Consider the following 22,880-nt stretch of genomic DNA (forward strand, 5'->3'; position numbering starts at 1 on the left):
GCTACTCGGTCGAATCGTCGTGTGCGCTCTGTATCGACTGGTTTTGTAGCGCGGCGGCCGTGTTCTGGATCGAACGCATCGTGCTCGCCGTCGCCATCACCGAGTTCATCAGCGCCTGCTGGCTCGCGCCGTCGGGATAGAGACGGTCTTCGAGGAGGATCGAGTGGATGCGGGGGAACTCGCAGGGGTCGCCCTCGTCGTCGAGAAAGGTGTAAAAGCCCGGTGCGCCGGCGAGAACCGGGTTCAGGCCCAACAGGAGCTCCTGGCGGCGCTCCGCGTTCTCGACGAGCGCCGCGACGCGATCGGTGTCGAAGGTACACTCGCCGACGACGCGCAGCGGCCCCCAGGTCTCCTCCTTGATCACGTGCAGGGGCAGTCGCGACAGCTGGAGCTGGAGGTTGTACTCGGCTCCGTCCCCGGATTCGCTCTCAACACCCTGAACGACCGACTCGTCGAGCCACGCCTCGGTCTGCTCGCGGCTGAGGTGGGTCGCCATCCCGGATGGTGGGCTCGCGCTCGGCAAGAACCTACTGCCGGCGAGGGCGGGCGATGGTGTTTACCCGTCCGCGGTGTCTATCGGATCCATGAGCACCAGCCGCAACCGACTCGACGAGGAGGCGAGCCCGTATCTCCGCCAGCACGCCGACAACCCGGTCCACTGGCAGCCCTGGGACGACGACGCGCTCGACGCGGCCCGCGAGCGCGACGTGCCGATCTTCCTCTCGATCGGCTATTCGGCCTGTCACTGGTGTCACGTCATGGCTGACGAGAGCTTCGACGACCCGGTAGTGGCCGAACGGCTCAACAAGGATTTCGTTCCGATCAAGGTCGATAGAGAAGAGCGGCCCGATCTCGACCGGCTCTATCAGACCGTCGCCGCGATGGTCTCCGGACAGGGTGGCTGGCCGCTGTCGGTCTGGCTCACGCCCGACGGTCGCCCGTTTTACGTGGGTACGTACTTCCCGCGCAAGGCCAAGCGCGGCCAGCCGGGCTTTCTCGACCTCCTCGACTCCATCGCCGACTCGTGGGACGACGAACGCGAGGACATCGAGGGTCGCGCCGACCAGTGGGCCGACGCGATGGCCGGCGAACTTGAGGGAACGCCCGACAGCCCGGGCGAGGTTTCTCCGGGACTGCTCGAAACCGCCGCCCAGCGCGCGGTCAGCGACGCCGATCGCGAGCACGGCGGATTCGGCCGCGGGCAGAAGTTCCCCCAGACCGGGCGGCTCCACCTCCTCATGCAGGCCTACGAACGGACCGGAAGGGATGCCTTTCGCGAGGTCGCCGTCGAGGCACTCGACGCGATGGCCGACGGCGGACTGCGCGATCACGCCGGCGGCGGCTTCCACCGGTACGTCACCGACCGCGAGTGGACGGTGCCCCACTTCGAGAAGATGCTCTACGACAACGCCGAGCTCGTGCGCGCCTACATCGCGGGCTATCGCCTCACCGGCGAGGAGCGCTACGCGGAGATCGCCCGCGAGACGCTCGGGTTCGTCGAGCGCGAACTGCGCCACCCCGACGGCGGCTTCTTCAGCACGCTCGACGCCCAGAGCGAAGGCGAATCGGGCGAACACGAGGAGGGCGCGTTCTACGTCTGGACGCCCCCGGAAGTCCACGAGGCAATCGACGACGAGTTCGCCGCCGACCTGTTCTGCGAGCGCTACGGCATCACCGAGGCAGGCAACTTCGAGGACGGGAAGACGGTGTTGACGCTCGACACCGCGATCGACGGTCTGGCCGACGAGCACGGAACGACGACAGAGGAGATCGAAGCCGATCTCGAACGCGCTCGTGAGGCGATCTTCGCCGCACGGACCGACCGCGACCGCCCGGCGCGCGACGAGAAGGTCCTGGCGGGCTGGAACGGGCTGATGATCTCGGCGTTCGCCGAGGCAGGGCTCGCGCTCGATGAAACCTACGGCGAGACGGCCGTCGCAGCACTCGATTTCGTCCGCGAGCAGCTGTGGGACGAAGACGAACAGCAACTTGCGCGGCGATTCAAGGGCGGAGAGGTGAAAATCGATGGCTATCTCGAAGACTACGCCTTCCTCGCACGCGGTGCGCTCAACTGCTACGAGGCGACCGGTGAGGTCGAATACCTGACATTCGCGCTCGATCTCGGGCGCGCCGTCGTCCGCGAGTTCTTCGACGCCGAGGAGGGGACGCTGTATTTCACACCCCAGAGCGGCGAGTCGCTCGTCGCCCGTCCCCAGGAACTCGACGACCAGTCGACGCCCTCCAGTACCGGCGTGGCCGTCGACACGCTGCTCGCGCTGTCACAGTTCGCGCCCGGCGAGGAGTTCGGGGAAATCGCCGAGACGGTGCTCGAAACCCACGCCGAATCGATCGAGGCGAGCCCGCTCCGACGTGCGTCGCTCGCGCTCGCGGCCGACCGCCACACTGCGGGCTCGCTCGAACTGACGATCGTCGCCGACGAACTCCCTACCGAATGGCGCGAGCGCATCGGGCGCACGTATCTCCCCAAACGGCTGCTCGCACGCCGCCCGCCGACCGACGCCGAGCTCGACGGCTGGCTCGATCGGCTCTCGCTCGACGATGCGCCGCCGATCTGGGCCGACCGAACGGGAGAGAACGGCGAACCGACGGCGTACGTCTGTCGTGCGTTCACCTGCTCGCCGCCCCAGACCGAGATCGACGAGGCGCTGTCGTGGGCCGACCGGCTCGCGCCCGAGAGTCCGGGATCGGAGTAGACGCCAGCGTTCTTGATCCCGGCGGGTGAATGCCCGCTATGGACACGGAAACGTTCGTCGAGCGCCTCGACGACCGCCTCGACACCGCCGCCTACGCCGATCTCGACGCGAGCGCAAACAGCCTCCAGGTCGCCGGGCCGGACGAAATCGACCACGCCGCCTTCGCGGTCGATGCCGCGATCGAAACCGCCGAGCGCGCCGTCGAGGCGGGTGCGGACGCGCTCGTCGTGCACCACGGCCTGTTCTGGGGCGAGTTCGAGCGCGCGACCGGTTCCATTCACGACCGGCTCGCACCCTTTTTCGAGCACGACATGGCGCTGTACGTCTCGCACCTCCCGCTCGACGGCCACCAGGAACTCGGCAACGCTGCCGGCATCGTCGACGCGCTCGCCCTCGACGATCGCGAGCCGTTCGGCACGCTTGGCGACGAACAGATCGGCCAGTTCGGTCGTTCTACAGGCATCTCACCGACCGAATTTCACGATCGGCTCACAACCGAGTGCGACCCCGAAAACGGCGTGACGGCACTCGAATTCGGTCCCGACGAGATCGAGGAGGTCGCCATCGCGACCGGGGCCGCCGCCGACTGGTTCGACGAGGCCGTCGAACGGGGTGCCGACGCGTTCGTCACCGGCGAGGGCAAACAGAAGCTCTACCACGAGGCGCGCGAGGCGGGCGTCCACGTGTATCTGGCCGGGCACTACGCGACTGAGACCTTCGGCGTGCGCTCGCTCCAATCGCTCGCCGAGGAGTGTGACATCGAAACGACGTTCATCGACTGTCCGACCGGGCTGTAGTCGCGAGAGCCGTCGATTCGGATTGTCGGTGTCGCGAGAACAGGGAGAAAACGAAGAGAAGTGGTCGCGGGACTAGTCGAGCAGAGTTCGGTGATTCCAACGGATGGGGCGACCTCCTCGTCGAGTGCGAGCGGCTTACGCCGACGCGTCCGACCGGTAGTCCCGGCTCACCTGCTTCCACTTCTCGCTGTTGAAGCGGTAGTAGTTGAGCACGGCGGGAACGGTCGTCTCGGCGAGGAAGGCCAGCGAGAGCCCGGTGAGACCGAGCGATGTCGTCGCGCCGAGATAGGCGATCGGGATGGAGACGCCGAAGATGCCGAGCAGCTGGCTGTAGAACGTCCAGTTGGTGTCGCCGCTGGCGTCGAGCGGGCCGGCGGCCGCGCCCGACACCCCGCGAAGAACGATGGCGAAACAGGCCGCCGAGACGAGCGAAACCGCGACCGGCACCACCGACGAGGTGGGATCGCCGACGAACGCGGCGACGATCTCGTCGACGAAGACGAAGACGAGCCCCGCCGAGACGAGGTAGACCGCGACCGCGAACCGGACGATCTCGCGGCCGTAGGCTTCGGCGGTCTCCTCGTGGCCGCTCCCGAGTTCCTGGCCGACCAGGCTGGAGGAGGCGAGACCGAAGCCCCAGCCGGGCGTGTTCATCAATCCCCAGATGCGCCGTGCGATGACGTAGGCGGCGACGACGTCGCTGCCGAACAGCGCAACGATGACGAGCATCGGGAACTCCGCGACGGTGAAGACGAGCTCGCGACCGATGACGGGCGTCCCGATCGAGACGACGTGGCGGATATCGGTGCCAAGATAGTTTCCGCGCGGGTCGATCCGAACGGGAAGTGTACCGAGTCCAGGAAGGCGACCCTTGACGAGACCGACGGCGAAGAGGCCGGTGACGACAGCGCTCGACAGGACGGTGCCGAGCGCCGCGCCGACGACGCCGAGGCCGAAGCCGAAGATCAACACGGCGTTGATGGCGATGTTCGCGAGCGCGCCGGCGCTGCGAAGCATCATCGGCGTCCGGGCGTCGTCGACGCCGATATAGACGCGGCTCCCGATGAGGTTGAGCGCCGCAAAAGGGATGCCGAGCGCGACGACTTTGAGGTAGTCGGCACCGAAGGCGATCGCCGCCGGATCGTCACCGATCAGTGAGACCAGCGGGGTGGGGACGAGCCAGAGCGCGGCGACGATCGGCAGCGTGAGCGCGATCACGACGGCGACGCTCGATCGGACGGCGCGATCGATGTCGCCGAGGCGTTTCGCGCCGTAGCGCTGTGAGACCAGTGCGATCGTGCCGGCGGCGATGCCGCCGCCGATGGCGAAGGCAAAGCCCCAGTAGGGACTGGCGAAGCCGACGCCGGCGATCGCCGTCGAGCCGAGCGCGATGCCGATCATGGCGATGTCGACGGCGTTCTTCGACATCCGGGCGATGCCGGTGATGATGCGTGGCCAGGCGAGCTTCGTCGTGCGACGTGCTCGCTCGGATTCGAGCAATCCGGCACGAACGAGCAAGCGACCAATGTACAGTACGACTAACCGAACGGGATTTGACGCGCGAAATTTCAACCTTAAAGAGTTCGCGACGGGTGTTTATATGGGTTTTCTTTCTCATCGAACCTACATATATAATCGATCGTGATAGATTGTCCGCAACGACACGGCAGCGTTTTCCGCGGCATGGTCGTGTGGGCCTCCACCTTTTTGTACACTGGAGTGAAACGAACGGACGATGGTAGCGACGATCCCACTCGAACGAGCGACGACGGTGATCGAAGCGGGCGAACAACACGCCGAGGAGATCGGGGTGCCGTCGGTGCTCACGGTGTCGAACTCCGAGGGCAACCTCGTCGCCCAGCACCGGATGGACGGCGCGTGGCTGCCGAGCGTCACCATCTCCCGGAACAAGGCCTACACGGCCGCCGGCCTGAAGATGCCGACGCACGAACTCGCCGACGTGGCACAGCCCGGTGAGACGCTGTATGGGCTTCAGACGGTCGACGAGGGTCGTATCGTCATCTTCGGCGGCGGGTTCCCGCTCGAAGTCGACGGTGAGGTCGTCGGGGCGGTCGGATCGAGCGGCGGGATGCCCGACGAGGACGTCGAGATCGCACGGGCGGCCGTCGAGAAGTTCCAAGAACTGACTGAGTAGCACCACCCGTCCGCGATCGGGAACTTGGAAGCGCCCACGAACGGATCGCCGACGAGCGAACGCGGCGACCGACATTCATATCCCGCCCCTTCGACCACTTCGATATACAACGCATGAATGTCTCCGGTGCGTATCTCGTGACGCAGGCGAACCGTTCGCGCGACCGTTCGACCGAGGAGATCGTCGCGGCGGCGATCGATGGCGGGGTGACGGCCGTCCAGTTGCGCGAGAAGAACGCGACCGTCCGGGAGCGCTACGAACTCGCGACGGAGCTCCGCGAGCAGACGCGGACCGCCGGCGTCACCTTCATCGTCAACGACCGAGTCGATATCGCGGCCGCCGTCGACGCCGATGGCGTTCACTTGGGCGACGACGATCTCCCGATCCCCGCCGCGCGCGAGGTTCTCGGATCGGAGCGCTGTATCGGCCGCTCGGTCTCGACGGTCGAAGCCGCCGAGGCCGCCGAACGCGCGGGCGCGGACTATCTGGGCGTCGGCGCGATCTACGCGACGACCTCGAAGGACGTACCCGATACCGAGGCGGAGATCGGGACCGAGACCGTCGCCGACATCGTGGCCGCCGTCGATATCCCGATCGTCGGCATCGGTGGCGTGACACCCGAAAACGCTCGCGACGTCGTCGCCGCCGGCGCGGACGGCGTCGCAGTCATCTCGGCCATTACCGCCGCCGACGATCCGGCGGCTGCAACGCGACAGCTCGCCGATACCGTCGAGGAGGTGGTCCAATGAACGCGCTCGACGGACTCGATCTCACCGACGCTCTGGATGCGGTCGACGAGACCGAACCGCTGATCGACGCGCTCACCAACGACGTGACGGTCAACGACGTGGCCAACATCGCCCTTCATTGGGGTGGGCTCCCCGTGATGTCCGACGACGAGCGCGAGGTCGGCGAGATGGTCGCGGCCGCCGACGCCTGCCTGCTCAACATGGGAACGGTGAGCGAGAGCGGCGAGAACACGATGCTGGCCGCCGGCGAGGCGGCGAACGAGGCCGGAACGCCTGTCGTGGTTGATCCGGTCGGCGTCGGCTCGACGTCGACCCGCGATCACGTCGCCGAGCGACTGACGACCGAGATCGACGTGAGCATCGTCAGCGGCAACTACGGCGAAGTGTCGGCGCTGGCGGGCGAAGACGCGACCGTCCGCGGCGTCGAATCGGTCGGCGAGTACGGCGACATCGCCGAGACCGCCATCACCTGCGCACGTGAGACAGAGAGCGTCGTCGTCGCCTCCGGCGCGGTCGACATCGTCGCGATCGCCGACGGGGCGTTCGAGATCCACGGCGGCGACGAGCTGCTCGGCTCGGTCGTCGGCACCGGCTGCATGCTCGGGATGACGCTCGCGGTGTTCACGGCCGCGCTGGACGACGAACGGGCGGCGCTCGCCGGCACGCTCGCGTTCGGGCTGGCCGGCGAGGCCGCCGCCGACGAGCAATTCGGCGAATACGCCGGTCCGGACAGCTATCGGACGTGTTTCCACGACGCCGTCGCCGGGCTCTCGGAGACCGATCTCGTCGATCCAGCCGAGCGGATCGAACTGGCCGTGCAAAGCGACGAATAGGGGAAGAAGCCGCGTTCGCCGGGTTGCTACGGGTGGGAGTACTAGCAGCCGTCGCCGCAGCGATGCCGGCGAACCGGCGATCGATCGGGGCCCGAGGTGGGGCCGCCGATCGGGGTCGGGGTTCGGGAATGTATCGGTCGCTTCAGTCGTCGGCCGGTGCGGGTGCGCTCATGTCGACGGGCTCGGCGTCGACGCCGAGCTCGTCGATGGCGGCCTGGGCCGCGCGCTTGCCCGAGAGGAGCATCGCACCGAAGGTCGGGCCCATCCGGGGGAGGCCGTAGGTCGTCGCGGTCGCCATCCCCGAGACGATCAGGCCGGGGTGAGCGACGCCCGTGTTCTCGACGACCGCGTCCTCGCTCTGGCCGACCCACATCGAGTCGTGACCCGGCGAGTCGTGACCGGGAGCGCCGTACTGGCCGTCCTCGGTCTGGTCCATGCCGGTGGCGTTCTCGGCGGCGTCGGCGATGCCGGGTGCGTCGAGCACGCCCCGCTCGTCGAGTTTCGAGACGGCCATCGCCTCGTGACCGGTCGCGTCGATGACGAGGTCCGATTCGACGGCGATGGGGTCGACACACGTGATCTCGCGCGGGAGCGCGTGGACGGGCGTCCAGTTCATCACGATCCCGCCGACACGGTGGTCCTCGCGCACCACGATGTCGGTGAACTCCGTCATGTTCTGCATCTTCGCGCCGGCGTCACAGGCGGCCTTGATGAGGCCCGATGCCGCCTCGGGACCGTTGGCGACGTAGAGCCCCTCGCTGTCCTGCGAGCGCTTGTAGTCGACGTCGATCTCGTCGAGCACTGTCTGTGCGGGGTCGCGAACGGTGATCTTGTTCATCAGGAAGCCACCGAGCCAGAACCCGCCGCCGAGATAGTTGTTCTTCTCGACGACCATCGCCTTCACGCCGCGCTCGCCGAGCTCCTTGGCGGCCATCAGCCCCGAGGGACCGCCACCGATGATGATCACGTCGGACTCGGTGTAGTCCATGAACTCCTCGGTCCACTCCTGACTGATCGCTCGGGTTACCTGTGCTTCGCCGACGTCGCTGAACTGCTCGAACTCATCCGTCATGCAACCCAGTGTTACTACCGGTGAATAATATATCTTTCCATCGTCGTGTCCCACCGATCACGACTGCACGGCGTCGTTACTGGCCGATTGTGAGGAATGATCGGAGAAAGATACCGTTCCGTCGCTGTCCGTCCGGTCGTTCAGCCGAAGTGAGGGTAGTCCTCCATCTCGACGAATTCGGTGCTCCCGCAGGCGGCACACTCGCCCGGCGCGTCGTACCGATGGTCCTCCGGGCCGCCCGAGACGGTTCCGGCGTGGACGCTCTGACAGCCCGTGCAGACGTACAGCTTCGGTCGTTCTGGTGTATGTGACATTGTGGTGGTTAGAGACCGAGGTAGCCCGAGGTCGGGATCACGCCGACGAGGTAGAGTACGCCCACGATGGTCATCGCGACCACGATCGCCATCGCCGGCGGGTCGACGTGCGTGCCGGAGTGCGAGTAGAAGACCCGCTGTGTCGCCTCGCCGATGACGCCGGTGAGTCCGCCGAAGAGGGCGGCCCCGAGGATCGCAGGGATCGGGCCACCGATCATCTCCGTCGCGACGATGGCCCCGACCGACCCGAGCAGCGTGATGTGATGGGTGACGGGGATCTTCGCGACGCCGAGGTTGAGAAAGAGCAGGCTCATCGCCGAGAAGGCGTAGCCGAGGAAGATGCTCCCGGTCTCGATCCAGATGTAGCCGCTGAGGATCCCGCCGACGACACCGATGAGGGCGACGCCGGACCACTTGTACTGGTGGCCGAGCCACGGCTCGGTCGCCAGCCGCATGCTGTCGGTGCCGCCGTCGGCCACCGCACGCTGTTCCTCGCGCTCGAACGGCGACATATCGAACAGCGAGGAGCCGGACGGCGAGCCGACCAGCGGGTAGCCGAAGACGAGTCGGGCGAGCAGCGCCGTCAGGACGACCGACAGCGCGATACCGTCGGTCGGCAAGCCGATCCCGCTCGCCAACTGATTGATGAGCATGCCGACGACGCCGAAGACCGCGCCGACCGCGAGGATGTCGGGTTTCGTACCGTACGCCTCCGTGATGACCTTCCCTGGATGGTAGTCCCAGCCGTCGGGCTCCATCTCGGGATATTTCTTGCCGACGTAGGCCGAGGCGGCCACGCCGGCCGCGAAGGAGATGTGTGGGCCGAAGACCATCCCGAAGCCGATCGTACCGGTCAGATCGACACCGAGCGATCCCGCGCCGATCGAGCCGACGTTCGAGGCGAGTTCCCCCTGGAGGATGTTGAGTCCCTCACCGAGGAAGATCGCGAAGCCGGTGAAGACGAACGCGGGGAGCGCACCGAGGGCTGCCCCGAACGCCCCACCGGCGAGCGCGGCGATGAACAGCAGGGCGAACTCCTCGACGCCGAGACCGATGATCGGGAGCTGGAGCAACGCCTGCATCCTATGCCTCCCGTGCCCAGTCGCGCGAGCGCTCGACCGCCTCACTCCAGCGCTCGTAGCGGCCATCGACCGATGCGTCCTCGTCAGGCGTGAACTCGCGGTCGATCCGCCAGTTGTCGCGCAGCTTCTCGGGATCGTCCCAGTAGCCGACGGCGAGCCCGGCGGCGTAGGCCGAGCCGAGCGCCGTCGTCTCGTCGACCTCCGGGCGCACGATGTCGGTGCCGACGATGTTCGCCTGGAGCTGACAGAGGAAGTTGTTCTTCACCGCGCCGCCGTCGACCTGAAGACTGCTGATGTCGATCCCCGCGTCGGCCTCCATCGCCTCGGCGACGTCGCGGGTCTGGTAGGCGATCGATTCGAGCGCCGCACGGACGATGTGTGCACGCTCCGTTCCGCGGGTCATCCCGACGATCGTTCCCCTTGCACGGCCGTCCCAGTGGGGTGCGCCCAGTCCCGTGAAAGCGGGAACGAGATAGACGCCGTCGGTCGAGTCGACGCTGCGGGCGACGGTTTCGGACTCCATCGCGTTGTCGAGCAGTTCGACGTCTTCGAGCCACTCGATGGCCGCACCCGTGACGAAGATCGAGCCTTCGAGGGCGTACTGCACCGGTTCGCCCGAGCGCTGGAACCCGATCGTGGTGAGCAGGCCGTGATCGCTCTCGACTGCCTCCTCGCCGGTGTTGAGCAGGAAGAACGACCCGGTGCCGTAGGTGTTCTTCGCATCACCGGGGTCGAAACAGGTCTGACCGAAGAGGGCGGCCTGCTGGTCGCCAAGCGCGCCGGCAACGGGGATCTCCGCGCCGAGGAACCCGTCCGCGTCGGTCGTCCCGTAGAGGTTCTCGTCGCTCGACGGACGGACTTCGGGCAGCGCCGCGCGCGGCACCCGGAACTCCTCCAGGAGCTCGTCGTCCCAGTCCATCTCGTGGATGTTGAACAGCATCGTCCGGGAGGCGTTCGTCACGTCGGTGATGTGGTTGCCCGTGAGGTTCTCGATGAGCCACGAGTCGATCGTGCCGAAGCGCACCTCGCCGTCGGCGGCGCGCTCACGGATGTCCTGCGGGCGCGAGCGCTGGAGTTTGATCGGATCGGCGTTGTCGAGGATCCACTCGGCCTTCGTCGCCGAGAAATACGCATCGGGTTCGAGACCCGTCTTCGCCTGGATCGTCTCGGCCTTGCCGTTCGTTTCGAGCCCCTCGATCCGGTCGGTGGTCCGACGATCCTGCCAGACGATCGCCCGCATGATCGGCCGGTGGGTGTCGGCATCCCAGAACAGCGTCGTCTCGCGCTGGTTGGTGACGCCGATCGCGTCGAGCCGCGTCGCGTCGATGCCGGCGCTGTCGAGCGCGTCGGCGATGACCGACTTCGTGTTCTCCCAGATCTCCATCGGGTCGTGCTCGACCCAGCCCGGTTCCGGGTAGTACTGTTCGTGTTTCTCGTAGGCACTGGCGACGACCCCGCCACCGTGGTCGAACACCATGAACCGCGTGCCCGTCGTCCCTTGGTCGATCGCGCCGACGTACGTCCCCTCGCTCATCGTCGGCTCCCGTCCGCACGCCGCGCGCTTCGACCGGTTTTTACTACTACCATGTATCCGTCCGTAAACAGTATCTTCTATTCACATAAATCTTGCGCAGGCCGTGGTTTCGGCGGCCGGTCAGCTTCTCGGCGTGGAGCGACGCGCGATCCGTCCCGCTCGCTACGCGTTCGCGAGGCCGTGAAGCCGGCCGAAGACCCGTGTCGGGAACCGTGGTTCGAGGCGGCTCGGCGATCGGCCAGCGCCGACCGAGCGCTCCTCGTTCACCCGTTCGACGATCCCGATCTCGGCGAGTTCGTAGAGCAGCCGCTTCACCGTCCCCTTCGAGAGCTCCACGCTCGGTGTGGCGGCGACGGCGGTGGCCGCGGCGTCGACCGACGCACGCTGATCGTCGTCGATCTCGACGAGTCGGGCCAGCACCTGCTGGCGGTTCACCGAGAGCGCGAACACGCGCCCAAGCGAGACCGCCGGCCGCGGGAGGGCGTCCATGCCGACGTGGAGGTCGTGCTCGCGGACGCCCGAAACCCCCGCGATCGCCGCCTCGTCGGCCGCCGCGAACAGCACACAGAGCGCGTCGTGGGCGTTCCCGTCGGCCCAGACGGCGATGCGACGGAGCTGTTCGTGCTCGATGGCCCGCCGCGCCATCCCCGCCGACGCGCGAGCCGTCAGGATGTCGACCAGTGCAAGGTCGCGGTAGCCCGGAACCTCGATACGCTCGGGCGGGCCGTCGATCGAAAGCTCCGACGGCGGTCGATGGCCGATGGCGAGCCAGGAGAGCGAGTCGGCCATCCCGTCGAACGCCGAGACGAGCGACGCGAGCGACTGCGTGCCGGGTTCGTCGACGTGATCGAACACGACGAGCAGCCGGCGATCGTCCGCAAGCGTCTCGGCCAGCCGCGAGCGGAGCGTGTCCGTCCCGACGCCGTGTTTCGGCACCGATTCGTCGAGCATCCCGTCGAGAACCGTCTGATAGAGGCCGAACTCGCTGCTCGCGTGGCGCGTGTCGACGTAGACGAGCGCCGGTGCCGCGTTCGTCCCGCCACGAGTCGAGGTGTGGATCACCGAACCGGAACGCGTTCCCACGCGACGGAGCTGGTCGAGCAGCGCGGTGACGACGGCCGATTTCCCGCTCCCGGACGGTCCCCAGACGTAGGCGTTCGGCGGGAGGCGGCCGTCGAACACCGGATCGACGTAGTCGAGCAGCCGTTCGAGCACCGTCCCCCGGTTGGTCGGTTCGTCGACGTGGGCGATGGGGCTGATCGCGTGGTAGTCGAGTACGACCCGTGTCTCCCCAACCGATTCCCGTCGCCGTCGGATGCGAGCAGCGAGGTCCACGGTTATCGACCGTACCGGCTCGGTCGTCGACCGCCGATCGACCGAACTCGTCGCCATCGACGCCGTTCCTCGCCGTCCGACCCCCTCCCGTTCTCCCGTCTGCTGTCTGTTACTACTGACACGTGTTCGGCCGTAAATCATTGTATGCGGTGATAAGCCTTGTGCGAACGGCGACGAACACCGCAACTGGCTCGGCGATCGATCGGGAGAATCGGACCGATCGCTCGGCTCGTTCACCGCTCGATTCCCCTTGGAAAGCCGTTATCTACGGCCACTAACCCCCCACCGATAAAATAAAGCATGTGGAGCGTCATGCACACACGGACAGATGGCAACCGAAACCGAGGCGCTCGTCATCGGCGGCGGCTCGACGGGCTGTGGTATCGCGCGTGATCTCGCGCTGCGTGGCGTCGACACCACGCTCGTCGAGCGCGGCAATCTCACCCACGGGACGACGGGCCGGATGCACGGGCTGCTCCACAGCGGCGGGCGATACGCGGTCTCGGATCAGGAGAGCGCCGCCGAGTGCATCGCGGAGAGTCGCGTCCTCCGCGAGATCGCGAGCCACTGCGTCGAGATGACCGGCGGGCTGTTCGTCCAACTGCCTGCGGACGACGACGAGTATTTCGAGGAGAAGCTCGCGGGCTGTCGCGACTGTGACATTCCGGCCGAAGTGATCTCGGGCGAGGAAGCTCGGGAGATCGAACCGTATCTCACTCGTGACGTCGAGCGCGCGATCCGGGTGCCCGACGGCGCGATCGACCCCTTTCGCCTCTGTGTTGCCAACGCCGCCGACGCCGAGAAGCACGGCGCGCGCATCGAGACCCACGCCGAGGTCACGGACGTGCTCGTTGAGGATGACCAAGTAACGGGCGTCGAGGTGCGCCACGAGAGTGGCCCGGGCAAGCGCTCACACCACGAACCCGGCACGACCGAGCGCATCGAGGCCGATCACGTGGTGAACGCGACCGGCGCGTGGGCCGGGGAGCTGGGCGCGATGGCGGGCGTCGAGGTCGAGGTCCGCCCGTCGAAGGGCGTGATGACCGTGATGAACACCCGACAGGTCGATACGGTCGTCAACCGCTGTCGGCCGAAGGGTGACGCCGACATCATCGTCCCCCACGAGACGGCCTGCATTCTCGGGACGACGGATGTGGAGGTCGAGGACCCCGACGACTACCCCGAAGAGCAGTGGGAGATCGACATGATGATCGACACCCTCTCGGAGCTCGTGCCGATCCTGAGCGAGGCCAGAACGATCAGATCCTTCTGGGGCGTGCGCCCGCTGTACGAACCGCCTGACACCGGCACGACCGATCCGACGGATATCACACGGCAGTTCTTCCTGCTCGATCACGCCGATCGCGACAGTCTGGAAGGGATGACGTCGATCGTGGGCGGCAAACTCACCACCTATCGGCTGATGGCCGAGCAGATCACGGATCACGTCTGTGAGAAACTCGGCATCGAGGGGAACTGTCGCACCGCCGAGCAACCCCTCCCGGGCAGCGAGGATTTCTCGGTGCTTCGTGACTACATGGAGGAGTTCGGGCTGCGCTCGCCGGTCGGCCGCCGGAGCGCCGAACGACTGGGGAGCAAGGCCGACGAGGTGCTGAAAACCGACGATCCCAACCCCGTTGTCTGCACCTGCGAGGCGGTCACGCGCGCGGAACTCGACCACGCCATCGCGGACGCGGGCACCGATCTGAACGCGACGCGCATCCGCACTCGTGCCTCGATGGGCAACTGTCAGGGTGGGTTCTGTGCCCATCGGATCGCCGCACTGCTCCATCCCGAATACGACGAGGCGACGACGAGAACGGCCCTCGACGAACTGTACGAGGAGCGCTGGAAGGGCCAGCGCCACGCGCTCTGGGGCGAACAGCTCTCCCAGGCGATGCTCAACCACGCGCTCCACGCGACCACGATGAACCGGGATCGCGATCCGGCGGCATCGGATGACGGAATCGAGTACGACCGCTTCGATGCGGGCCCGCCCACGCCGGAAGCGGCAGCCGATGGCGGTCGTGCTGGTGCGTGCGACGGAATCGACGACGGGGAGGACGACCGTGGCGATTGAGGACGAGGTCTGCGTGATCGGCGGCGGGCTCGCCGGCATGACGGCCGCGCTCCGAGCGGCCCACGAGGGCGCACGGGTGCGACTGCTTTCACACAAGAAGAGCACGCTCCGGCACGCGAGCGGGCTCGTCGATATTTTGGGCTACGCCGACGGCGAACTCGTCGCCGACCCGTTCGACGCACTCTCCTCGCTCCCCAAAACTCATCCCTACCGGCGGGTCGGGAACGATGCCGTGCGAGCCGGACTATCCCTGTTCGACGACGTGACAGGCGACGCCTACCGGGGAACCCACACCGACGCGAACGCGCTCGTGGCGACCCACGGCGGCACCGTGAAACCGACCGCGCGCTACCCGGCGCGCGTGGCCCCGGGGCTGGCGAGTCGGGATCGGAAGACGCTGCTCGTGGGGTTCGATTCGCTGACCGCCTTCGACGCGCCGCTCGCAGCCGACCACCTCGCTGCCGCCGGCGTTCCAGGCACGACGCGCGGCGTCACCGTCGCGTTCCCCGGCGATTTCAGGGCCGACTCGCGCGTGACGCGCTTCGCCCGCGCGCTCGACGATGACGAGACCGTCGAAACCGCGAGCGGATCGACGCCGGTACGGCGCGCGCTCGCGCGGACTCTCGAATCCCATCTCGGGGACGCGGAGCGGGTCGGGTTTCCGGCGGTGCTCGGCGAGGGGGAGTCTCAGGAAGTCCGCGAAGCGCTCGAATCGTCTCTCGGGATCGACGTGTTCGAGGTCCCGATGGGACCGCCGAGCCTGCTCGGACTCCGGCTCGAAGCGCTGTTCCAGGAAGCGCTGGACGAGGCGGGCGTACGACGGACGACCGGCAACCCCGTCACGGAGTTCGACGCGAGCGACGGACGGATCCAAAGCGTGTCGACCGACCGCAACGGCCGACCGACACCGTTCCACGCCGACGAGTTCGTGCTCGCGACCGGTGGACTGGTCGGCAAGGGGATCGACTCGGATCGCGAGGGGGTCGTCGAACCGGTCTTCGACTGTCACGTCCCCCACCCCGACGACCGCTACGAGTGGTTCGACGACGAGGCGTTCGGCGACCACCCGTTCGCGCGCTTCGGGGTCGACGTCGACGACGATCTGCGACCGCTCGACGCGGACGGAGGAGCGGAGTACGACAACCTCCGTGCCGCCGGGGGCGTTCTCGGCGGGGCGGATTTCGCGGCGGAGAAGTCAGGTAGCGGCATCTCGCTGGCGACCGGTCACGCGGCCGGCCGTGCGGCGGGCGCGGCGGCGAACCAGTGATACACATGAGCGACGCACCAACCCACGACGCCGACGAGTTCGAACCGGTGGACGTCTTCGAGACGACCGAGATGGATCTCCGCCCGGGCGCGGACGACTGTTACAAGTGTTCGACGTGTGATACGTCCTGTCCGGTCGCCGAGGTCGACGACGAGTTCCCCGGCCCGAAGTTCCAGGGCCCCGAACAGTGGCGGCTCAAGCGTAAGGAAGATCACGAGATCGACGACTCGATCACCTCCTGTTCGAACTGTATGCGCTGTGACGACGCCTGTCCCTCCTCGGTGCCGCTGAGCCAGATGCACAACACCGCACGCGGCGAGTACGTCGAGAATCAGCGGTTCGGCCGGGAGGCGCTGTCGGCGCTCGTCGACGGCAGTCCACGCGAGGCGCTCGAAATCGTCCGTGAGGGCCAGGACGGGCTCGTCGAACGACTCAGGAATCGAATTCTCGCGAACTACCACACGTCGGCGTGGCTCGCCTCCTACGCCCCGAGCGTCGCGAACTTCGTCATGAACTTCGGGCCGGCGCGCTGGGCGATGGCAAAGACGATGGGCGTGACGAGCGAGCGCGAGTTCCCGGCGTTCGCCGACCACACCTTCCGCGAGTGGTGGACCGCCCGCGGTGGTGCGCAGGTTTCGAATCCCGACAAGCGGGTGGCGTACTTCCACGGCTGTTACTCGAACTTCAACACGCCCGAGGTCGGCAAGGCGATGGTCAGAGTGTACGAGGAGTTCGGCTACGAGATCCTCGTTCCGCCACAGAAGTGCTCGGGTACGCCGATGTTCGCCAACGGGATGCTCGGCGACGCGCGCCGCCACGCCGAGACCAACGTGAAGAACCTCGCCGCAGCGATCGAGAACGGAGCCGAGATCGTCGCCTCCTGTACCTCCTGTTCGATGGCGCTCGGCCAGGAGTACCCCGAACTGTTCGATCTCGACGGCATCGAGGACGTCGCCGCCCACACCTACGAGGGCGTCGAGTATCTCCGCCTGCACGAGGATCTGGAGGGCGCACTCGATGAAGCGTCCGTCGAGGGAAGCGAGTTCGCCTACCACGCCCCGTGTCACGCACGCAATCAGGGGCTCGACACGCAGGCCGTCGAACTGTTCTCGGATCTCGACGGCGTCGCCATCGAGGACGTCGGCGATTCCTGTTCGGGGATTTCAGGGACTTACGGCTGGAAAGAGGAGAAGTACGACTACTCGATGGAGATCGGCGAGGAGATGTTCGAGCATATGGAGCACGCCGACGGCGAGACCGGGATGACCGAGTGTCCGACCTGCGCGATGCAGATGGAACACGGCACCGGCTACGAGATCCGCCACCCGCTCGAACTGCTCGAAGAGGCACTGGTCACGGGCTCGTAACGTCGATACGGTCGACCATCCCAGCGACCGTTCCTACTGTTTCGGCAAGCCTAAAAACCGAAACCGATATATCGTTTTAGGCTGGCCTAACTCGTATGGACACCGAGCCGACGACACACCGGGTACCGACGCGACGCGACTGTCTGAAATACGGCGGTGCGGCGGTTGGCGGGGGACTGCTCGCGGGTTGCACAGGAAAGGGCGAGTCGGGCAACGGGACGAGCGGCTCCAGCGGGACGACGACAGGATCGGGGAGATCGCACTCGGTGACGATGGCACCGGTGGGCGACGTCGAGTTCGAGAGCATCCCGGAGACGTGGATCGCGAACAACGGCAGCTGGGCGGACATGGGGATCGCGCTCGGCCGGGAACCGCCGAAGGGGCTCTGGCGACCCAACCGGTATCACACGCACGTCTACGACGACGTCCCGGGCATCGACGTGCACTGGAAGGACCTCGACGAGCTGTGGGGCAAGTCGCTCAGCAAGGAGCGGTTCTACGAGCTCGGTGCCGACGTCCACGTGTTCGATCCCGTCTTCGTGCTGAGCCGATCGAAATGGAAGCAGGCCGATCTCGACGAAATCCGCGAGAACGTCGGCCCCGTGTTCGGCAACAGCAGCTACTCTCGCGCGTTCCAGTGGCACGACCATCGGTACTACTCCCTCTACGAGGCGTTCGAGAAGCTCGCGCAAGTCTTCGGCGCGGAGCAGCGCTATCGCGCGTTCGAGCAGCTCCATGACGAGTTCATCGGTCGGGTGCAAGACCGCCTCCCGCCGGAATCCGAGCGCCCCTCCGTGGCGATCCTCCTCGTTTCCTCGAACGAGCCCGAGGAGTTCTATCCCTACCCGATCAACGAGGGAACGTCGTACAAACAGTGGCGCGATCTCGGTGCCACGAGCGCCCTCGAAGAAGCTGGAATAAAGGACTACTACGTCTCCGGCGGGACGATCGACTACGAGACGCTGGTCGAGGCCGATCCGGACGTCCTGCTCATGTGGGACGGCCGCGGTCGCTTCGAGCGCATGTCCCGCGAGGAATTCCAGGACACGCTCGTCTCGTTCATGGAGAACCACGACGTGGCGAGCCAGCTGACCGCCGTCGAGAACGACGCCGTTCACCGCGGTGCCGGCATCTATCAGGGGCCGATCATCAACCTCGCGTGGACCGAGCGCGGCGCGTGGCAGCTCTATCCCGACGAGTTCGATCGGGACGAACAATTATTCGATCGCCAGCGCGTCGCCGACATCGTCGCGGGGAGCGTCTCGCCGTGAGCCGGAACACGCCGTTCGACCGTGCGAACTACTCCGTCGATCGTCCGTCGACCGTTTCGTGCCGGAACAGCACGGTTGGGCCGCCAACTGAGGAGCGGGGGTAGAGCGGATCATGATCGGGACGACGCTCGGCGACATCCGCGATCACATCGAATCGCTCGCCAGCGATGACGGCGAGTACACCCTCGTCTGTAGCCGATACGGCGATCGACCCGTTCCAGCCGCCGAGCTCCGATTCCCGAACCGGGCCACAGCCCGCGCGGCCGCACAGGCCGCCGAGCAGTATCGGGCCGCGCTCCGCCGGTACGATCCCCGACTTCCCTATCACGACGTGATCGTCCAGCAAAACGCGCCGCGATACGACGGGGGCGGCCCGTCGGATCGGCGCTCGTCGGATCGAAGCAACCGCGTCGAGCCCGATATTGCAGGACGGATCGAGCGCCACGAACTCGTCGAGTTCTGCCATCGTACCGCCGCTGCCGTCTTCGAGACGCTCTCCGAAGCGGGCTACGACGCCGTCGAAACGGCCGTCATGGATCGCTATTTCGATCTCGCCGAGTCCATCTCCGAACCCGACGATCTCTGTCTCTGCCTGCTCGAAGGGATGGCCGTCGAACTCGACACGCGACTCGATCCGACGGCTCAGCGTGACGTCCTCTCGGCTGCCGCGCGTCGTCTCTCTTCGCCCATCCGATCGACCGACGGGGAGCCGGTCGCGGCGACGCTTGCGTATCTCCGTGACCGCGGCGTGCTCCGTGGTTCGGCTCGTTCGTCGGGCGCGATCGAACCCGATGACGGCGTGCGGTCGGTCGTGGTGGAGCTGTCGGAGTACGCGCTGACGCCACACGACGGGCGGCTCCCGACGCTCCCGCTGGTCGTCGAACTCTCCCGTCGTCGTTCCGAGTGGCTGCCGGCACCGGTTCGAGTGGAGGCCATCGACGACGGCTGGCGCATCCGGTTCGCGCCCGCACGCGAAACCGATCCGATCGGGGTGGTGGGCGCGCCGATCGTTGCTGACCGCTGATCGACTGGCCAGCAAAAAATCGCGTTCGGAAATCGGGACGGGAGGGTCAGTTTCGTGCGCTGTGGATCTCAGTCTTCGTCCACGACGCCACCGTCACCCGAGATGGACGGTTCGGCGTCGGCGGGCGGTTCGGGTTCGATGTCCGCACCGCTCGATCCGGGAATGACGATGTTGAGCAGGAGCGCGCTGATCCCACCCATGATGAGCCCCGAGCCGAGCACCGTCTGGAACAGTTCGGGGAAGCTCGCGATGGCGTCCGGCCGGAACTCGACGGCCAGCCCGAGCGCGACCGAGACCGCCAGAATAGTCGTGTTCCGGTGGTTGAGGTCGACATCGCGGTCGATGATGCTGACGCCGCTCGAGAAGATCGTCGAGAACAGGATGAGCGCGCCGCCGCCGAGCACGGCGTCGGGCATCGCGGTGACGAGCGCGGCGACCTTCGGGACGAAGCCGGCGACGATCAGCAGTCCGCCGCCGATGGCGACGACGTACCGGCTGAGAACGCCCGTGAAGTTGATGACGCCGACGTTCTGCGAGAACGACGTGTTCGGGAAGGCGCTGAAGATCGCCGCGATCGCGCTCATGATACCGTCGGCGAACAGTCCGCCGCGGATCTCGTCGCGCGTCGGCTCGCGGTTCGCCGCGGCGACGATCCCGGTCATATCGCCGATCGTCTCGACCGCGGTGACGGCGTAGAGGAAGGCGATCGTGATGATGGCGCTCGGCTCGAAGGCGATGCCGAACTCCAGCGGCGTCGGGATCGCGATCCAGCCGGCCTGTGCGACCGCCGAGAAGTCGGCGACGCCGAGCATGATGGCGGCAATGTAGCCGACGAGAATGCCGAGGAACACGCTCGTGATCCGGAGGAAGCCGGTGAAGAACTGGTTCAGCCCGAGCGTGACGAAGAACACGAGCGAGGCGAGCCCGATGTTCATCAGCGAGCCGTAGTTCTCCGCGCCCGCACCGCCGGCGGCGTAGTCCATCCCGACCGGGATGAGCGTCAGCCCGATCAGCATGACGACGATCCCGCTCACCAGCGGCGGGAAGAACCGGTCGATGTAGTCGTACGAGAAACCGATGCCGATCTCGACGAACGCGCCGACGAGACAGGCACCGAACACCGCCGGTAAGCCGAACTGCGTGCTGATGGCGACGAGCGGGCCGACGAACGCGAAGCTCGTCCCCATCATCACGGGGAGGTTCGAGCCGACGGGACCGACGGTGAACACCTGGACGAGCGTCGCCACGCCCGCGACGAGCAGCGCCATCTGGACCAGGAACGTGGTTCTGCCGGTCGCGAGCCCGACGGCACCCGCGATGATCAGCGGTGGTGCGACGTTCCCGAGGAACATCGCGAACACGTGCTGGAGACCGAGCGGGAGCGCCTCCGGAAGCGGTGGTTTGTCGTCCAAGTCGTACTGTATGTGATCCGCAGATTCCTGTGACATGATACCACGTTACGCAAGTACAGGTGTGGTAAAATATATGTTCGTTTGAGAAACAGACCTCGTATTACTGCATATTTATATACGATTATTATTAATCCTCGATCGGGTATGCGCTCGTAATGAGTTCCGTCGCGTACACGGATCCGTGAGAGCAGCGTCGATATACTGTCGGACGGAACTGATCGGAAACCGTGAGGCGAACTGTCGCTCGTTACAATGGATTTTCGCAATTCGAACGTCACGTACTTCCGTCCGACAGTATAGTCGTCCGTTCCGTTTGGCGGCGGCTATCGGCTCCGAGGAACGTTCGGATCCCGACCCGGGATAACCCGGCGATGGAGCGAGTCAGTTGGCCGAGCGGCTGGTCCACTCACGATCGGCCACCGAATCCAGGCCCGCACGGGAGCGTACGTCGTCGGCGCGTGTTTGCGCTTCTACGAGTAGATCGGGATAGCGCTCCTCGATGCCGGGCACCGTTCCGTTCTCCAGCACGATCTCGCCCTCACAGATCACCGTATCGATCTCGTGGCCGTGTGTCTGAAAGACCAGCGTCGACGCGATGTTGCGGATCGGCGTCAGCTGCGGGTAGTCGAGATCGACGAGCGCCAGATCGGCGCGCTTGCCCGTTTCGATCGAGCCGAGTTCGTCCGCCCGGCCGATGGTGCGCGCCCCGTCGATGGTGGCCATCTCCAGGACCTTCTCGGCGGTGACGGCTCCCGCATCCCGGCGGTCAGCCCGGTGGATGAGGGCGGCGTACTGCATGTCCGAGAGCGGGTTGATCGTGTCGTTGCCGCTCGGGTTGTCGGTGCCGAGACCGACCGTGACCCCGTAGTTGGTCATCGTGGGGACCGGTGCGATGCCGGAGCCGAGCACCAGGTTCGTGAGCGGGTTGTGGACGATCTTCGTGTCGGTCGCCGCACACAGACGGATATCATGCTCGTCGACGTGCACGCAGTGAGCCAAAACCGTGCGCTCGCCGAGATAGTCGACGGCGTCGAGATACTCCACGTGGCTCATCTCACCGTGTTCCTCGTGAACTGTCTCCGAGGCGTGGGTCGTCGTCATCGTCTCCCGTTGCGCGGCGAACTCGGCGGCCGCAGTCAGCCCGTCGTCCGTCGCCGTCACGACGTTCTCGGGCGCGATCCAGACCTGCTGTCGGCTATCCGGCGACGGATCGTGGTATCGATCGAAGACGTCGCCGACCCGTTCGAGGGCGGCGTCGGTTCCGCTCAACGAGGCGTCCGTCGGAACGTGCTCGACGGCCGGCTCCTTGCGCGTGACGCGATCGACGAACTCGGTCAGGGTTCGCGGGAGGTCGTCGTTGTCGCGAAACGCCTGCGCGTAGATATTTCGGATGCCCGCGGCGTCATACTCGTTCAGTTTCGCTTCGAGAATGGCCTCGGACTCGTCGTCCCACATGAGGAACACCTCCGGGAACTCGACGAAGGTCGTGATCCCCGCACGGAGCACCTCGGTGGCGAACAGCGCCGACGCGACGGCGTGATCGTCGGGCGTCATGGCGTAAATTGCTGGCTTTTTGACGTTGAACAGCCAGTCGTACAGCGCCCGCTCGTTGCTCACGCCGCCACGAGCGAGGATGTCCGCGACGTGCGTATGCGGATCGATGAACCCAGGGAGGACGGCGTGACCGCTCGCATCGACGATCCGATCGCCATCGTACTGATCGGTGACATTTGCCATCGATCCGACAGCGACGATCTCTCCGCCGTCGATGGCGATTGCGCCGTCGTCGATGACGTCGCGCGCCGGGTTCATCGTCACGATGCGACCGTTTTCGACGAGCAGCTCGACCATGCCCTTCGGTCAATCACCGACGA

19 protein-coding genes are annotated in these 22,880 nt (G+C 66.3%); 10 read left to right on the plus strand and 9 right to left on the minus strand.

Features of this window, described 5'->3' with window-relative positions:
- Position 1: 1 nt before the first annotated feature.
- Positions 2-496, minus strand: a complete 495-nt coding sequence (locus C448_RS06385; RefSeq protein ID WP_004052913.1) for a hypothetical protein — start codon at positions 494-496, stop codon at positions 2-4.
- A gap of 88 nt (positions 497-584) precedes the next feature.
- On the opposite strand from C448_RS06385, the gene C448_RS06390 reads away from it, so the two are divergent.
- Together C448_RS06390 and C448_RS06395 are read left to right on the plus strand one after the other, a co-directional pair.
- The gene (locus C448_RS06390) at positions 585-2,714 is read left to right on the plus strand and encodes a thioredoxin domain-containing protein (protein WP_004052915.1); all 2,130 of its coding nucleotides are present in this window, start codon (positions 585-587) and stop codon (positions 2,712-2,714) included.
- A gap of 38 nt (positions 2,715-2,752) precedes the next feature.
- The gene (locus tag C448_RS06395; RefSeq protein WP_004052916.1) at positions 2,753-3,511 is read left to right on the plus strand and encodes a Nif3-like dinuclear metal center hexameric protein; all 759 of its coding nucleotides are present in this window, start codon (positions 2,753-2,755) and stop codon (positions 3,509-3,511) included.
- A gap of 135 nt (positions 3,512-3,646) precedes the next feature.
- Here the strand turns inward: C448_RS06395 and C448_RS06400 are convergent, their stop codons facing one another.
- Entirely contained in the window at positions 3,647-5,038 is a 1,392-nt protein-coding gene (locus C448_RS06400) for an MATE family efflux transporter (RefSeq protein WP_394294943.1), read from the minus strand.
- 208 nt (positions 5,039-5,246) lie between these two features.
- On the opposite strand from C448_RS06400, the gene C448_RS06405 reads away from it, so the two are divergent.
- The 3 genes from C448_RS06405 (at position 5,247) to thiM (ending at position 7,248) form a co-directional block, all read left to right on the plus strand.
- Positions 5,247-5,666: a GlcG/HbpS family heme-binding protein gene (locus C448_RS06405; protein ID WP_004052920.1), complete on the plus strand. Its 420-nt coding sequence runs from the start codon at positions 5,247-5,249 to the stop codon at positions 5,664-5,666.
- Positions 5,667-5,779: 113 nt separating this feature from the next.
- Complete coding sequence (thiE, locus tag C448_RS06410; protein WP_004052922.1) at positions 5,780-6,415, plus strand: thiamine phosphate synthase; 636 nt, start codon at positions 5,780-5,782, stop codon at positions 6,413-6,415.
- Positions 6,412-7,248, plus strand: coding sequence for a hydroxyethylthiazole kinase (thiM, locus tag C448_RS06415; RefSeq protein ID WP_004052924.1), 837 nt, complete (start codon positions 6,412-6,414; stop codon positions 7,246-7,248). The genes thiE and thiM overlap by 4 nt, the downstream gene beginning before the upstream one ends.
- Positions 7,249-7,390: 142 nt before the next feature.
- Here thiM and C448_RS06420 read toward each other — a convergent pair whose 3' ends face one another.
- From C448_RS06420 to C448_RS06435, 5 genes are all read right to left on the minus strand, one after another.
- Positions 7,391-8,320 (minus strand): sulfide-dependent adenosine diphosphate thiazole synthase, encoded by a 930-nt coding sequence (locus C448_RS06420; RefSeq protein ID WP_004052926.1) that lies wholly within the window; start codon positions 8,318-8,320, stop codon positions 7,391-7,393.
- A 140-nt stretch (positions 8,321-8,460) separates the two neighbouring features.
- Entirely contained in the window at positions 8,461-8,634 is a 174-nt protein-coding gene (locus C448_RS16270; RefSeq protein ID WP_004052928.1) for a hypothetical protein, read from the minus strand.
- A gap of 8 nt (positions 8,635-8,642) precedes the next feature.
- Entirely contained in the window at positions 8,643-9,716 is a 1,074-nt protein-coding gene (locus C448_RS06425; protein WP_004052931.1) for a hypothetical protein, read from the minus strand.
- A gap of 1 nt (position 9,717) precedes the next feature.
- Entirely contained in the window at positions 9,718-11,250 is a 1,533-nt protein-coding gene (gene glpK, locus C448_RS06430) for a glycerol kinase GlpK (RefSeq protein ID WP_004052933.1), read from the minus strand.
- Positions 11,251-11,412: 162 nt separating this feature from the next.
- Positions 11,413-12,642, minus strand: a complete 1,230-nt coding sequence (locus tag C448_RS06435; RefSeq protein WP_004052935.1) for a Cdc6/Cdc18 family protein — start codon at positions 12,640-12,642, stop codon at positions 11,413-11,415.
- Between the two features lie 271 nt (positions 12,643-12,913).
- On the opposite strand from C448_RS06435, the gene glpA reads away from it, so the two are divergent.
- The 5 genes from glpA (at position 12,914) to C448_RS06460 (ending at position 19,594) form a co-directional block, all read left to right on the plus strand.
- Positions 12,914-14,665: an anaerobic glycerol-3-phosphate dehydrogenase subunit GlpA gene (gene glpA, locus C448_RS06440; RefSeq protein WP_004052942.1), complete on the plus strand. Its 1,752-nt coding sequence runs from the start codon at positions 12,914-12,916 to the stop codon at positions 14,663-14,665.
- Positions 14,655-15,932 (plus strand): glycerol-3-phosphate dehydrogenase subunit GlpB, encoded by a 1,278-nt coding sequence (gene glpB, locus C448_RS06445; RefSeq protein WP_049916118.1) that lies wholly within the window; start codon positions 14,655-14,657, stop codon positions 15,930-15,932. Before glpA ends, glpB begins: the two co-directional genes overlap by 11 nt.
- Positions 15,933-15,937: 5 nt before the next feature.
- Positions 15,938-17,299 (plus strand): anaerobic glycerol-3-phosphate dehydrogenase subunit C, encoded by a 1,362-nt coding sequence (locus tag C448_RS06450; RefSeq protein WP_004052946.1) that lies wholly within the window; start codon positions 15,938-15,940, stop codon positions 17,297-17,299.
- A 95-nt stretch (positions 17,300-17,394) separates the two neighbouring features.
- A complete protein-coding gene (locus tag C448_RS06455) occupies positions 17,395-18,570 on the plus strand; it encodes an ABC transporter substrate-binding protein (protein WP_004052949.1) in 1,176 nt (391 codons plus the stop codon).
- Positions 18,571-18,682: 112 nt separating this feature from the next.
- Positions 18,683-19,594, plus strand: coding sequence for a DUF7551 domain-containing protein (locus C448_RS06460; protein WP_004052950.1), 912 nt, complete (start codon positions 18,683-18,685; stop codon positions 19,592-19,594).
- A gap of 68 nt (positions 19,595-19,662) precedes the next feature.
- Here the strand turns inward: C448_RS06460 and C448_RS06465 are convergent, their stop codons facing one another.
- Positions 19,663-21,042 (minus strand): uracil-xanthine permease family protein, encoded by a 1,380-nt coding sequence (locus C448_RS06465; RefSeq protein WP_004052951.1) that lies wholly within the window; start codon positions 21,040-21,042, stop codon positions 19,663-19,665.
- Between the two features lie 345 nt (positions 21,043-21,387).
- Positions 21,388-22,857, minus strand: coding sequence for an amidohydrolase family protein (locus C448_RS06470; RefSeq protein WP_004052957.1), 1,470 nt, complete (start codon positions 22,855-22,857; stop codon positions 21,388-21,390).
- Positions 22,858-22,880 lie beyond the last annotated feature (23 nt).

The sequence above is a fragment of the Halococcus morrhuae DSM 1307 genome (assembly GCF_000336695.1).
GTDB lineage: Archaea > Halobacteriota > Halobacteria > Halobacteriales > Halococcaceae > Halococcus > Halococcus morrhuae.

What these genes read in the sequence shown, in the direction of transcription:
- C448_RS06425 (WP_004052931.1), bottom strand. Translation starts at nt 9,716, where the DNA reads ATGCAGGCGTTGCTCCAGCTCCCGATCATCGGTCTCGGCGTCGAGGAG.
- glpK (WP_004052933.1), bottom strand. Translation starts at nt 11,250, where the DNA reads ATGAGCGAGGGGACGTACGTCGGCGCGATCGACCAAGGGACGACGGGC.
- C448_RS06390 (WP_004052915.1), top strand. Translation starts at nt 585, where the DNA reads ATGAGCACCAGCCGCAACCGACTCGACGAGGAGGCGAGCCCGTATCTC.
- C448_RS16270 (WP_004052928.1), bottom strand. Translation starts at nt 8,634, where the DNA reads ATGTCACATACACCAGAACGACCGAAGCTGTACGTCTGCACGGGCTGT.
- thiM (WP_004052924.1), top strand. Translation starts at nt 6,412, where the DNA reads ATGAACGCGCTCGACGGACTCGATCTCACCGACGCTCTGGATGCGGTC.
- thiE (WP_004052922.1), top strand. Translation starts at nt 5,780, where the DNA reads ATGAATGTCTCCGGTGCGTATCTCGTGACGCAGGCGAACCGTTCGCGC.
- C448_RS06420 (WP_004052926.1), bottom strand. Translation starts at nt 8,320, where the DNA reads ATGACGGATGAGTTCGAGCAGTTCAGCGACGTCGGCGAAGCACAGGTA.
- C448_RS06450 (WP_004052946.1), top strand. Translation starts at nt 15,938, where the DNA reads ATGAGCGACGCACCAACCCACGACGCCGACGAGTTCGAACCGGTGGAC.
- C448_RS06470 (WP_004052957.1), bottom strand. Translation starts at nt 22,857, where the DNA reads ATGGTCGAGCTGCTCGTCGAAAACGGTCGCATCGTGACGATGAACCCG.
- C448_RS06435 (WP_004052935.1), bottom strand. Translation starts at nt 12,642, where the DNA reads ATGGCGACGAGTTCGGTCGATCGGCGGTCGACGACCGAGCCGGTACGG.
- glpA (WP_004052942.1), top strand. Translation starts at nt 12,914, where the DNA reads ATGGCAACCGAAACCGAGGCGCTCGTCATCGGCGGCGGCTCGACGGGC.
- C448_RS06455 (WP_004052949.1), top strand. Translation starts at nt 17,395, where the DNA reads ATGGACACCGAGCCGACGACACACCGGGTACCGACGCGACGCGACTGT.
- C448_RS06465 (WP_004052951.1), bottom strand. Translation starts at nt 21,042, where the DNA reads ATGTCACAGGAATCTGCGGATCACATACAGTACGACTTGGACGACAAA.
- C448_RS06405 (WP_004052920.1), top strand. Translation starts at nt 5,247, where the DNA reads ATGGTAGCGACGATCCCACTCGAACGAGCGACGACGGTGATCGAAGCG.
- C448_RS06460 (WP_004052950.1), top strand. Translation starts at nt 18,683, where the DNA reads ATGATCGGGACGACGCTCGGCGACATCCGCGATCACATCGAATCGCTC.
- C448_RS06395 (WP_004052916.1), top strand. Translation starts at nt 2,753, where the DNA reads ATGGACACGGAAACGTTCGTCGAGCGCCTCGACGACCGCCTCGACACC.
- C448_RS06385 (WP_004052913.1), bottom strand. Translation starts at nt 496, where the DNA reads ATGGCGACCCACCTCAGCCGCGAGCAGACCGAGGCGTGGCTCGACGAG.